Here is a 12985-nt window from a genome sequence, read left to right as displayed (position 1 = left end):
CGCAAAACTCGATAAAAAGGGGCCGGCAGAAACATTGCTGGCCCCTTTTTGTCTCTATAGATGTCACGCGAATGCGCCAGTATGTTGGTGCTCGCCGAGTCTCAAGTCAGTACTAAAAAATCAGGAAAGCCCCATGGCCGTTTCAGTTTTCGATTTGTTCAAGATCGGTATCGGACCTTCGAGTTCGCATACCGTGGGGCCAATGCGCGCGGCGCTGATGTTCGTGCAGGGGTTGGAGCGCGACGGCTTGCTGCCGCAGGTGGCGTCGCTGCGCGCAGAGCTGTACGGCTCGCTCGGGGCCACGGGCAAGGGCCACGGCACCGACAAGGGCGTGCTGCTCGGTTTCATGGGCGATGCTCCCGACACCGTTGACCCCGCGACGATTGCGGACCGTCTGGCAAAACTGCGCCGTGAAAAGGTGCTGTCGATTCTGGGCAAGCATGACGTGCCGTTCATCGAGAAAGAGAACGTGGTGTTCTACCGCCGCGAAGCGATGGCCGAGCACCCGAACGGCATGAAATTCCATGCCTTCGACGGCGCAGGCAACAAGTTGCGCGAAGGCCGTTATCTGTCGGTGGGCGGCGGCTTCGTGGTGACGGCGGGGGCCTCGAATGCGCAGGTGCTCGCGGCGCACGATCAACTGCCGTATCCGTTCCGCACGGGCAAGGGACTGCTGGAGATGTGCCGTGAGAGCGGCAAGACCATCGCGCAGCTGATGTGGGAAAACGAGAAGGTCTGGCACAAGGAAGAAGACATCCGCACCGGCCTGATCAACATCTGGCACGTGATGCAGTCGTGTGTGACGCGCGGTTGCGGCATCGGCAACCCGGAAGCGGAGGGCGAACTGCCGGGCCCGTTGCACGTGCGCCGCCGCGCGCCCGAGCTGTACCGTCAACTGACGCAGCGCGCCGAGCGTACGCTCTCCGATCCGCTGTCGGTGATGGATTGGGTGAACCTGTACGCGATGGCCGTCAACGAAGAGAACGCGGCCGGTGGCCGTGTGGTGACGGCACCCACGAACGGCGCGGCCGGCATCATCCCGTCAGTGCTGCATTACTACGACCGCTTCGTGCATGGTGCGAACGATCAGGGCGTGATCGACTTTCTGCTGACGGCGGGTGCCATCGGCATTCTGTACAAGCTCAATGCCTCGATTTCGGGGGCGGAAGTGGGTTGTCAGGGCGAAGTCGGCGTGGCCTGTTCGATGGCTGCCGGTGCGCTGGCAGCGGTGTTGGGCGGCACAGTCGCGCAGGTCGAGAATGCTGCTGAAATTGGCATGGAACACAACCTCGGGCTGACGTGCGACCCGGTGGGCGGTCTGGTGCAGATTCCGTGCATCGAGCGCAATGCCATGGCATCGGTGAAGGCCGTGAACGCCGCGCGCATGGCGCTGCGCGGCGACGGTGCGCACTACGTGTCGCTTGATTCCGTTATCAAGACGATGCGCGAAACCGGCGCCGACATGAAAACGAAGTACAAGGAGACGGCACGCGGCGGTCTGGCAGTGAATATCGTCGAGTGCTGATGACGGCGTGCAGGCGCCGTCGCTTCGTGACCGTCACATGACCGACATATTGCGACGGTAACCTTGTCGTCGATGTCTCCTTGCCTTGTCTTTTGAGCCGCCCGGTATTTGCCGCGCGGCTTTTTTATTGCGCTTGGGAATCTACCTAAAGTGCGTCGCCGATTGCTCCTTTCGAGCCAAATCCTTGCCACTCTCCGTCTTTTCGCCCTTTTTCAGAGGGCCAGTTCGTTGATACGTGGGTAACGAAAGGAGACGCAGCAATGGAGCAATGGCTCAAGCCGATGGTCGATGCCATCGGCGGTGTGTTGTCGGGATACCCCCTGGTGGTCGCGTTGCTCGGCGCGGGGTTGTACTTCACGATTCGCTTCGGCGGGATTCAGATGCGCGCGCTCTGGCACAGCATCTGCCTGTTGCGCAGTTCGGGTAGCCCCACCGGCATCTCACCGTTTCAGGCGTTTGCGACAGGGCTGGCGAGCCGTGTCGGCACCGGCAATATCGCTGGCGTTGCCGTCGCGCTCACCATCGGTGGCCCCGGGGCGATCTTCTGGATGTGGATGACGGCGCTGCTCGGCATGGCGTCCGCCTTCGTGGAGTCGACGCTGGCACAAGTTTTCAAGGTGCCGCACGGTGACAAGACTTTCCGGGGCGGCCCGGCGTATTACATACAAATCGGACTCGGTTCGCGCACCTTCGGCATCGTTTTCGCCGTGGCGCTGCTGTTCACGTTCGGTTTCGCCTTCAATTCCGTGCAGTCGCACTCGATTGCCGAGACGCTCGAAGCGTCGTTCGGCTGGTCGCGCATCTGGATCGGGATCACGCTGGTGCTGATGACGGCACCGATCATCTACGGCGGCGTGCGGCGCGTCGCCCGCGTGGCGCAGTGGATCGTGCCGGTCATGGCGCTGATCTATCTCGGATTGGCGGCCTATGTCTGCATCGTCAACTACGACAAGATTCCGGCCATGATCTCGCTGATCGTCGATCACGCGTTCGGACTGGGGCAGGCGGCTGGCGGTGTGGCCGGTTATGCGGTGAGTCAGGCGGTGCTGATGGGCGTGAAACGCGGCCTCTTTTCGAACGAGGCCGGGATGGGCAGCGCACCGAATGCAGCAGCGGTGGCCACCACGAAGCACCCGGTGCAGCAGGGCCTGATGCAGATGCTCGGTGTGTTCTTCGACACCATCGTCGTATGCTCGGCCACGGCCTTCATGATTCTGCTCTCGGGTCAGTACGAAGTCGGTGGCGTGGCAGAAGGTGCCGTGCTCACGCAGCGTGCGCTGGCGGCGCACTTCGGCGAGTGGGCGATCATGTTCACGGGCGTGACGGTGTTCTTCCTCGCCTATTCGAGCGTGCTGGGCAACTACGCGTACGCGGAAGTGAACCTCGATTTCATGACGCGTCGGCCGTGGTGTTTCCACATCTTTCGCGCGCTGGTGCTGCTCGCGGTGATGTTGGGCTCGGTGGCGAGTTTGCCGCTGGTCTGGAGTTTTGCGGATGTGGGCGCGGCGTTGATGGCCTTCATCAACCTGATTGCCATCGCGATGCTCGCCAAGTACGCCCATGCCGCATGGCGCGACTATGCGGCACAACGCAAGGCGGGAATTGCCGAGCCGGTTTTCACGCACGAGTCGCTGCCGCCGGAACTGCGGGCGCGTCTGCCGAAGGATGTCTGGCCGGCACAGGCCAGCGGCGGCGCTGCGAAACCCGTGCCGCCGCAAGGGTCGCTGCCGGCGGCGGTGACGGACGCTTCGTAGGGCATCAGACGTAATACGTTACGTCGCCACCAATAGAAAAAGGGCTGACGAGTGATCGTCAGCCCTTTTTGCTTTGCTACCGGATGGCGGAGGACTTACTTGCCGCCGACCGTTTCGAGCACGGTCCACTTGCCGTCGACAACCTTGTAGACGGTGATGGAGCCGTTCTTCAGATCGCCCACGCTGTCGTAGGCGAGCTCACGCGTCGTCACGCCGGGCATGCCGGTCTTGGCAAGCGCCGGCAGGTACTTCGCCGGGTCGGTCGAGTTGGCCTTCTTCATGGCCGACATCATGGCCATCGCGCCGTCATAGGCATACGGCGAGTACGTTTCCGGCGCTGCGCCGAACTTAGCCTTGTAGCGCGACTCGTAAGCGGCACCGCCCGGCATCTTGTCGAGCGGCAGACCGGCGAGCGACACCACCGAGCCGTTGGCAGCGTCGCCGGCGAGCTTCAGGAAGGCGTCCGACTTGACCATTTCGCCAGCCATCAGCGTGGACTTGATGCCCAATTGGCGCATCTGCTTGGCGAGCGGGCCGGCTTGGGCGTCGGCACCGCCGTAGAAGACGACGTCGGGGTTGGAGCGCTTGATGTTGGTCAGGATGGCGGTGAAGTCCACGGCCTTGTCCGTGGTCGACTCTTCGCGCACGATCTTGCCGCCGGCGGCCTGAGCCGCCTTCTTGAATTCGGCAGCGAGGCCCTGACCGTAGGCCGTACGGTCATCGACGATGGCGATGTTCTTGAAGCCCAGCTTCTTGACGGCAAAGTTGCCGACGACCGAACCCTGCTGAATATCGGACGTCATCATGCGGAAGGTCGTCTTGAACCCTTGCTTGGTGTACTCCGGTGCCGTGGCCATGGCGATTTCAGGAATGCCGGCCTGTGCGTAGATGCGCGAGGCGGGAATCGTCGTGCCGGAGTTGAAGTGGCCGAGCATGCCCTTGATGCTCGAATCGACCAGCTTCTGGGCCACCAGCGAGCCCTGACGCGGGTCGGCCTGGTCGTCTTCGGCTTGCAGAACGAACTTCACCGGCTTGCCTTCGATGGTCGGCTTGGTGGCGTTGTACTCGTCAATGGCGAGCTGGATGCCGTTTTGCATGTCCTTGCCGTAGTGCGCCTGAGCGCCCGTGAGCGGTGCAGCAAAACCCAGCTTCACTTCCTGCGCCTGTTGCGCGTTTGCGGCGCTGCCGAACGCGATCAGTCCTGCGACCGCGAATGCGCTGAGCGTAAGCTTCGATTGCATCAACCCTCTCCTTGCATGTGTATGTCGTTGAGTGGCAGGCCTGCGGGATCGCCGCGGCCCGCCTGTCGTGGGATGCCATCTGCCACGCGCCGGTTGGCCGTGAGACGGCATTCAATCTGTATCAAACGCACAATGCGCCCGACGCGGCAGTATTGGATGGCTACGCACGCCGGTCAAGAGGGACATATTCCGATGGAAGGTGCTACCGGGTTATGGCGAAGGTTGCGCCGCCGGGGTGTCGGCCACCCCGTCTTCATCCCGCCCGGCCTGAATGTCGCGCAGACGCTGCTCGGCGGCCTCGTAGCGGGCCACCACCTCGTGGGACGGCGCCCGGTCGAGACGGCTCACGACGATCAACGCCAGACCGCCCAGCGCAAAGCCGGGCAGGATTTCGTACAGATCGAACCAGCCGAACTGCTTCCAGATCAGCACCGTCGCTGCCCCGACCACAATGCCTGCCAGTGCACCGTTACGGGTGACGCGCGGCCACAACAACGTCGCCAGCACCAGCGGGCCGAAGGCGGCGCCGAAACCGGCCCACGCGTAGCTCACCATGCCCAGCACACGGCTATTCGGGTCGAGCGCCAGCAGCACCGCCACAGTGGCAACGGCAAGCACCATCGCCCGGCCAATCCAGACGAGGCGGCGCTGGCTGACGTGCCTGGGCGCAAACGTCTTGTACAGGTCTTCGGTCAACGCACTGGCGCACACGAGCAACTGGCATGACAGCGTGCTCATTACCGCCGCCAGAATCGCCGCGAGCAGAATACCGGCGAGCCACGGGGCAAACAGTTGGGTGGTGAGGGCGATGAAGATCGTCTCCGGGTTGGCGGCCACGCCTGCGCTGGCTGCGAGGTCCGGCCGCGCGCTGAAGAACGCGAGCCCGAAGAAGCCGACAGCGACCGCACCGACCAGACACAACACCATCCACGTCATGCAGATGCGCCGCGCCTTCGGGATGGCCGCAGCGGATCGTGTTGCCATGAAGCGCACGAGAATGTGCGGCTGGCCGAAGTAGCCCAAGCCCCACGCGAGCATTGAAATCACGCCGAGCGGTGCGAGATCGCCAAACCAGTCGGTATGCGTCGGATGCACGGCGGTCACGGCCGCGACGGCCGCTGCCGGGCTGCCGTCCAGTGCGATGACGGCAATCGGCGTGACGACCAGCGCCGCGAACATCAGCGACGCCTGCACGGTGTCGGTCCAGCTCACCGCGAGAAAGCCGCCGATGAAGACATAGGCAATGGTGGCCAGCGCGCCGATCCACAGCGCGGTGCGGTAATCGAGTCCGAACATTGTCTCGAACAGGCGCGCGCCCGCGACCACACCCGAGGCGCAATAGATGGTGAAAAAGATCAGGATCACCAGCGCGGTGACGATGCGCAGCACATGGCTGCCGTCGCCAAACCGATGCGTGAGGTATTCGGGCAACGTGAGCGCGTTGCCGCATTGCTCTGTGTGCACGCGCAGGCGTGCGGCGACGAGATGCCAGTTGGCCCATGCACCGAAGGCCAGCCCCACCGCAATCCACACGCCCGACAGGCCGCCGGCATAAATGGCGCCGGGCAGGCCAAGCAGCAACCAGCCGCTCATGTCGGAGGCCCCGGCCGAGAGGGCGGTGACGAAGCTGCCGAGACGGCGCCCGCCGAGGATGTAGTCGGAGAGATTGTGCGTCGCCCGATAGCCAAGCCAGCCGATGCCGAGCATCAGTAATAAATAGACGGTGAAGGTCACCGCCGTGGGGTTCCAAAGGGACATGAAGCCTCCTTGGCCGGCGCCGTGGTACGTGCGGAAGCATCTCCCGGCATGACAAAAGACGCGTGGGCGCGTGGCGGCGACAGCAGCGGCCAGCGATGCGTGTCGCTGGCACGGGTTGACCGCACAAAGGCGGTTACGGATTTCCGATTTCGGATGTCGGGGGAGGGCGCGACGATACCGCGAATGCGTGCGCCCCGCTTGACTACGGGGAGCGCGTACGGACGCAGTTTGCGGAGGAAAAAGCGGGAAGCGACCGCGGCCGCCACACCCGCGAATGGCGCGTTGATCGCGAAGTGTGCGCAATCGAAAACGCCCGCAAACGCGGGCGCAGAAATGAATCGCGCCTCGCGCGCCCCGCAGTTTGCGAGACGGGCGAGGCGCGTGACCTACGGGGGCTGCTGACCGATCAGCCGATGGTCATGAGGTTGGCGTTACCGCCAGCAGCGGCCGTGTTCACCGACACCGAGCGCTCGCAGAGCAGGCGCTCGAGCGAGTAGTCGTCACCTGCGGCGAGGGCTTCGGGGGCGAGGCCCTGCATCGACAGGATTGGGCCGTTACGCGTGGCAATGCGGCGATTCAGCGCGCGCAGCTCGTCGCTGTCGCCTTCGAACAGCACGGCGGCGAGCGACGGTTCTGCAGCGGCATCGACACCGGCGGCCAGCACCGCAGCGCGGCCCTTGATCGACGCGGGCAGGGCGCCCACGAGATCGCGAGCGACGGCGCTGTCGGCGAACACTGCCGTGTTACCCGTGGCGAGGACGGCCGCCAATTGCGTGCGTGCACCGAACGGCGTGGCGGCCACACACAGCACCGGGCCGCGCGGTTCCAGACCGTACGTGTTGCGCTCGCCGGTCGGCCCCGGCAGCACGGCCGTGGCGTCGAGCGCCGACGTGGCCAGATAGCGGTCGACGCGATCGATCGCTGCCGCGCTGTCGGCGTGCTCGGCTTGCGATTGACCGGCTTGATGCAGCCAGTCGCGATAGCTCACCAGCGGCGACAGTGCCGACTCGTTGCGGTTGAGTTCCGGTGCGAGGGCGGCCGGACGCGTCGCCAACAGGCGCGGCAGATACATCGGACCGCCTGCTTTCGGACCCGTCCCAGACAAACCTTCACCGCCGAACGGCTGCACACCGACCACGGCGCCGATCACATTACGGTTCACGTAGACGTTGCCGACATGGGCACGCTCGGTCACATAGGCGATGGTTTCGTCGATCCGTGTATGCACACCGAACGTCAGGCCATAACCGGTGCCGTTGATCTGGTCGAGCAGCTTGTCGAGTTGCGCGCGCTTGAAGCGGATGACGTGCAGCACCGGGCCGAAGACTTCGCGTTGCAGTGCCTTCAGGTCGGTCAGTTCGATTAACGTCGGGGGCACGAAGGTGCCGTGACGAGCGGCGTCCGGCAGCGGCAGTTGTTCCACCGGGAAGCCCTTGGCGCGCATTTGTTCGACGTGACGGGTGATACCGGCTTGCGCTTCGGCGTCGATCACCGGGCCGACGTCGATCGACAGACGGTCCGGGTTACCGATGGCCAGTTCCTGCATCGCGCCCTTGAGCATGTGCAGCGTCTTGTCGGCGATGTCGTCCTGCAAGCACAGCACGCGCAGGGCCGAGCAACGCTGACCGGCCGAGTCGAAGGCCGAGGCCAGCACGTCGTAGACAACTTGTTCCGGCAGGGCCGACGAGTCGACGATCATCGCGTTCTGACCGCCGGTCTCGGCAATCAGCGGAATCGGACGGCCGTTGGCGTCGAGGCGCTCGGCCAGCGTGCGCGCGATGATGCGGGCCACTTCGGTCGAGCCGGTGAACATCACGGCCTTGGTGCGGGCGTCGGCGACGAGGGCAGCACCCACGGTCTCACCTGTGCCCGGCAGCAGTTGCAATGCACCGGCCGGGATGCCGGCGGCGTGCATCAGGCGCACGGCTTCGGCGGCGATGAGCGGCGTTTGCTCGGCCGGCTTGGCGATGACCGGGTTACCGGCGGCCAATGCTGCCGAGACCTGACCCACGAAAATCGCCAGCGGGAAGTTCCACGGGCTAATGCACAGCACCGGACCCAGCGGGCGGTGCGTGTCGTTCGAGAAGCCTTGGCGGATTTGCGCGGCGTAGTAACGCAGGAAATCGACCGCTTCGCGCACTTCGGCGACGGCGTTCGGCAGCGACTTGCCCGCTTCACGCACACACAGGCCCATGAGCGTGGGCATATGCGCTTCGAGCAGATCGGCTGCGCGCATCAGGCAGTCGGCGCGCTCTTCCACCGGCGTGGCTTGCCAGATCGGGGCGGCGGCCACGGCGTGGGCGAGCGCGGCGTCGACGTCTTGCGACGTGGCTTCGATCACCTGACCCACGGTGTCGCGCAGGTCGGCCGGGTTGCGCACGAAGCGCGGTGTGCCTTCCACGCGCTCGCCGTCGGCGAGCATCGGGGCGGCGCGCCACGGCGTACCGGCGCTGGCCAGCAGGGCCGACGACAGCGAGGCGAGGCGGTGTTCGTTCGAGAGATCGAAGCCCGACGAGTTGGCGCGCGACGTGCCGTACAGCTCACGCGGCAGCGGAATCTTGGCGTGCGGGGCGCCCAGCGGTTGCACCTTCTCGGCTTCGGTGATCGGGTCGGCAATCAGTTCGTCGACGCTGACGGTCTCGTCGGCGATACGGTTCACGAACGACGTGTTTGCACCGTTCTCCAGCAGGCGGCGCACCAGATATGCGAGCAGCGTTTCGTGCGTGCCGACCGGCGCGTAGACGCGGCACGGTCGCGCCAGCTTGCCCGCAGCGATCGGGCCGGTGACTTCTTCGTACAGCGGCTCGCCCATGCCGTGCAGGCACTGGAACTCGTACTGGCCGGGGTAGTAGTTGTTACCGGCCAGATGGTAGATCGCGGAGAGCGTGTGGGCGTTGTGCGTGGCGAACTGCGGGTAGATCGCGTCGGGCACGGCGAGCAGCTTCTTCGCGCAGGCCATGTACGACACGTCGGTGTAAATCTTGCGGGTGTAGACCGGATAGCCTTCGAGGCCGTCGACCTGCGCGCGCTTGATTTCGGTATCCCAGTAAGCGCCCTTGACCAGACGCACCATGATGCGGTGACGGCTGCGGCGGGCCAGATCGATGATGAAGTCGATCACGAACGGGCAACGCTTCTGATATGCCTGCACCACGAAGCCGATGCCGTTCCAGCCGGCCAGATCCGGGTCGAAGCACAGGGCTTCGAGCAGATCGAGCGAGATTTCGAGGCGGTCGGCTTCTTCGGCGTCGATATTCAGGCCGATGTCGTAGTGACGCGCCAGCAGCGCCAGCGACTTCACGCGCGGCAGCAACTCGGTGAGCGTGCGCTCATGCTGGCTGCGCGAGTAGCGCGGGTGCAGGGCCGAGAGCTTGATCGAGATGCCCGGGCCTTCGTAGATGCCACGGCCGGCCGAGGCCTTGCCGATGGCGTGAATGGCCTGCTCGTAGCTCGCGTAGTAGCGCTGGGCGTCTTCTTCGGTGGTCGCGGCTTCGCCGAGCATGTCGTACGAGTAGCGGAAGCCTTGGGCTTCGTACTTGCGGCTGTTGGCGAGCGCTTCGGAGATGGTTTCGCCGGTGACGAACTGTTCGCCCATCAGGCGCATGGCCATGTCCACACCCTTGCGGATGAGGGGTTCGCCGCCACGGCCGATGAGGCGGGTGAGGGCTTTGGTGAGGCCGGCTTCGCTGGTGGTGGTGACGAGCTTGCCGGTGATCATCAGGCCCCACGTGGCGGCGTTGACGAACATCGACGGCGAGTTGCCCATGTGGGCATGCCAGTCACCCTTGCTGATCTTGTCGCGGATGAGGGCGTCGCGCGTGGCCTTGTCGGGAATGCGCAGCAGGGCTTCGGCCAGACACATCAGGGCGACGCCTTCCTGGCTGGACAGCGAGAACTCGTGAATCAGGCCTTCCACGCCGCCGCCGGTGCTCTTGCCGCGCAGGGCGACCACGAGCTTGCGGGCGAGGGCCGAGGCCGACGAGGCGGTGGCCGGGGCCAGCTTGGCCTGACCGATCAGCACGGGCACGCATTCCGGCTCGGGGCGGCGGTAGGCGGCGGTAATGGCCGCGCGCAGCACCGACTGGGGCTGCACGTTCTGGGCGAATTCGAGGAAGGGGTGTGACGCGGTGTCGTCGCCGCTCAGGCCGTCGATGACTTCGGTGCCCGCGTGGGTTGCACCATTGAGCTCCGGGGGCAGCGTGCCACTCTCGATACGCTCCAAATAGGCAAAGATCGCCTGTTTGATGAGCCAGTGGGGGGTGCGCTCGATTTGCTGGGCGGCCGTCTTGAGCCGGGTGCGCAGAACGTCGTCGACCTTGACGCCGAGAGTGGTGTTAGCCATGGAGGGTTACCTGATGACGCGAAAACATGACACCCATAGCGGGGTGAATGGCGGCATCGTAACCGGGTTTTCAGGCGGGTGCAACCGGTGTCAATATTCGGGTTGCACCTTGGGGTGGGGCAGTGACTTGTGACTTTTCGTGCCTGACTTCTGTGTTTGTACACGCTCCCGGCCGATGTCCCCGTGGAATCCGGGCCTTTCCCAACCGCAGCCCGATGTTCCGCTCTGAGAATGGCCAGTTTCAACGGTGCCGGCTTTGCGACTGCGTTTCGTGGCGCGCTGGCCGGTTGGCTCTGGGGGCAAGGCCATGCGAAGCAAGCAGCGAGGGGTATTTCTGATCGGGGCGACGATTGCCGTCGCGATCGTGGGCATGTTGATCGCGTTCTGGGGGCGGCATCAGATGCACCAGATGCGCATCGAGAAGGGCGAGCGGGTGGGGGAGGCGCTCAAGGTGCTGGGGAACCACGTTCAGGATTTCATGGTTGAGCATCATGGGGAGATCAGGACGTTGTTTGGCGGGCAGAGCACGCGCGTCACATTGAAAATCCCGGCGGGCGAAATCACTTTGACGCGTCATTTCAATGGGCGCTTTCAGGCGATGACCATTCAGGACCTGACGGTGGACAAACTAATTCGGGCGACCGGAGCGAAAGGTATTGGAATCTCGCCACCGCTGGCCGGGGCGGAGTATCACATCGTCGTGTATTCCGATAACTGCGAGAACGAGAGTAATTCGTGCGATATCAATTCCGTCACCTATCTCACGGCACCGATCAAAAGCACGTATTCCACTGAACCGGACTGGGTGGCATCGGGTGCCGCGTTGACGAAGCTTGGCGTGCTGGGCGGTATTTCACGGCAGGACGCACCGGGGACCTTCCGATTTCTCGACGGGAACGGTGCGGTGATCAATACCGTTCAGAACCCAGGGCAACCCGCTGTCGCCGGACTGATCGCGATACGTGGCGGCTATCAGACGAGTGCGCAGGACGTGTTCTTGCGACGCGATGGGACGCGTGCGATGAAGGGGGACCTGAGAATGGGCGATAAGGACATCGTGGGCGCGAAGAATATCACTGCAACCGAGCAGGTGAGCGCACCGTCGGTGTTTGCTGCCAAAAACCTGGTGGCAGGGTATTCGAAGAATAAACACGACGATCTGATCAAGACGATGGAAGGTGGCGTCATCGCGGAGGGAGGCATTTACTCCGGCAAGAACGTGGTCGCCGTAGGCGAGGTATTGGCCGACGGCGATGTGTATACCAAGAAGAATGTGCGTGCCGATGCCGACGTGAACGCAAAGGGGAGTGTATCGGCCGGAGGCACGTTGAGTGGGAACGGCGCGACGATTAACGGAACCCTTTCTGTCACGGGCACAAGAGCTTCGGTGGAACTAGGAGAAGTGACGATAGGTAGCGACAAACGGTCGATGACCGTAAGAAATAACGTCTGGAGTTACGGCGATGTTTGGGCCGCGGGCAAATTGTGGTCCGAGCACGGTGTTATTCAGCTTGATGGCAAAGTTGGTGGGACGTGCAAGGAGCGAGGTATCGGGCTCAATGCCGATGGCCGTGTAATGTCCTGTCAGAACGGGACGTGGCAGTTGGGAAGCGTGCCCAGGGATTCGAGCGAGGTGCCCAAGAATATCCGCGAGGAGATCGAGAGCGATGGGCGTGTGGGATACGCGAGTTGGGATGTGGTTTCCGGTGAATTTTCATCCGCAAAAGTGGACTGTAATTCGTCTGCACATTACGAAATTTACAGTGGTTTCGCCTGTCAGCTCGACGTGTTGACGAATTACTGCGAGCGCTCTCCCAGTTTGGTTCAGCGTTCTGACTGGTCATACGGTAATTCTGCTGGGAAGGTCACCTACGAGATACCGGCTGCCGATGCGAAACATGGTGGCGTTGGTGTCGGACGCTTCAGGTTGACGTGTTTGACGCCGAAAGGGAAAGACGTCGACTACATGGTCGTCAATGGAAGGAGTCGGGGTGGTGGTTGGCTTTCCCAACGGGACGGGGGGTGGAGCCGCCCAGCCAACGAGCGGGATCTGGACCGGCTGATCATGCATGCGCGTCAGCCCGGGATCGCTGCCATCGGGCTCTTTGAGAAATATCGCTGCTCGACCTGGAACGACGACGCAGGATACGTCTACAACATCGACGCAGAAGCCGGAGGGCCATGGGACCATTGCGAGATGGCTCCGGACGAAAGCAAGTATGGATGTTCGTGGGCCAACCAGAGGAGAGACTTCTACCGCGACCCAGATACCGGGGCGTGGATGTTACGACTCAAGGAGCGTGGCGCCGGCGTCAAGTGTGTGAAATTTACCCGGTAATCCTGAGGTCAGCGCACGCGCCTTTTA

At 63.6% G+C, this 12985-nt stretch carries 6 protein-coding genes; 3 read left to right on the top strand and 3 right to left on the bottom strand.

Features of this window, described 5'->3' with window-relative positions; all coding sequences use genetic code 11:
• The first annotated feature begins 133 nt into the window (after positions 1-133).
• Complete coding sequence (locus tag AT302_RS26290; RefSeq protein WP_058376512.1) at positions 134-1525, top strand: L-serine ammonia-lyase; 1392 nt, start codon at positions 134-136, stop codon at positions 1523-1525.
• A 260-nt stretch (positions 1526-1785) separates the two neighbouring features.
• Entirely contained in the window at positions 1786-3279 is a 1494-nt protein-coding gene (locus tag AT302_RS26285; RefSeq protein WP_084656483.1) for an alanine/glycine:cation symporter family protein, read from the top strand.
• A gap of 95 nt (positions 3280-3374) precedes the next feature.
• Here AT302_RS26285 and AT302_RS26280 read toward each other — a convergent pair whose 3' ends face one another.
• From AT302_RS26280 to putA, 3 genes are all read right to left on the bottom strand, one after another.
• Positions 3375-4520 carry a branched-chain amino acid ABC transporter substrate-binding protein gene (locus AT302_RS26280; protein WP_058376511.1) on the bottom strand — a complete coding sequence of 382 codons (1146 nt, stop codon included), beginning with the start codon at positions 4518-4520 and terminating at the stop codon, positions 3375-3377.
• 210 nt (positions 4521-4730) lie between these two features.
• Positions 4731-6278, bottom strand: a complete 1548-nt coding sequence (gene putP / locus AT302_RS26275) for a sodium/proline symporter PutP (protein ID WP_058376510.1) — start codon at positions 6276-6278, stop codon at positions 4731-4733.
• Positions 6279-6684: 406 nt separating this feature from the next.
• Entirely contained in the window at positions 6685-10620 is a 3936-nt protein-coding gene (gene putA, locus AT302_RS26270) for a trifunctional transcriptional regulator/proline dehydrogenase/L-glutamate gamma-semialdehyde dehydrogenase (protein ID WP_058376509.1), read from the bottom strand.
• Positions 10621-10927: 307 nt separating this feature from the next.
• On the opposite strand from putA, the gene AT302_RS26265 reads away from it, so the two are divergent.
• On the top strand, positions 10928-12958 hold the full coding sequence (locus AT302_RS26265; RefSeq protein WP_058376508.1) for a hypothetical protein: 2031 nt from the start codon (positions 10928-10930) through the stop codon (positions 12956-12958).
• The last annotated feature ends 27 nt before the right edge of the window (positions 12959-12985 follow it).

The sequence above is a fragment of the Pandoraea norimbergensis genome (genome assembly GCF_001465545.3).
GTDB classification, from domain to species: Bacteria; Pseudomonadota; Gammaproteobacteria; order Burkholderiales; family Burkholderiaceae; genus Pandoraea; species Pandoraea norimbergensis.
Note: the sequence above shows the minus strand (reverse complement) of the source record. Positions and strands in the feature narration are given on the sequence as shown.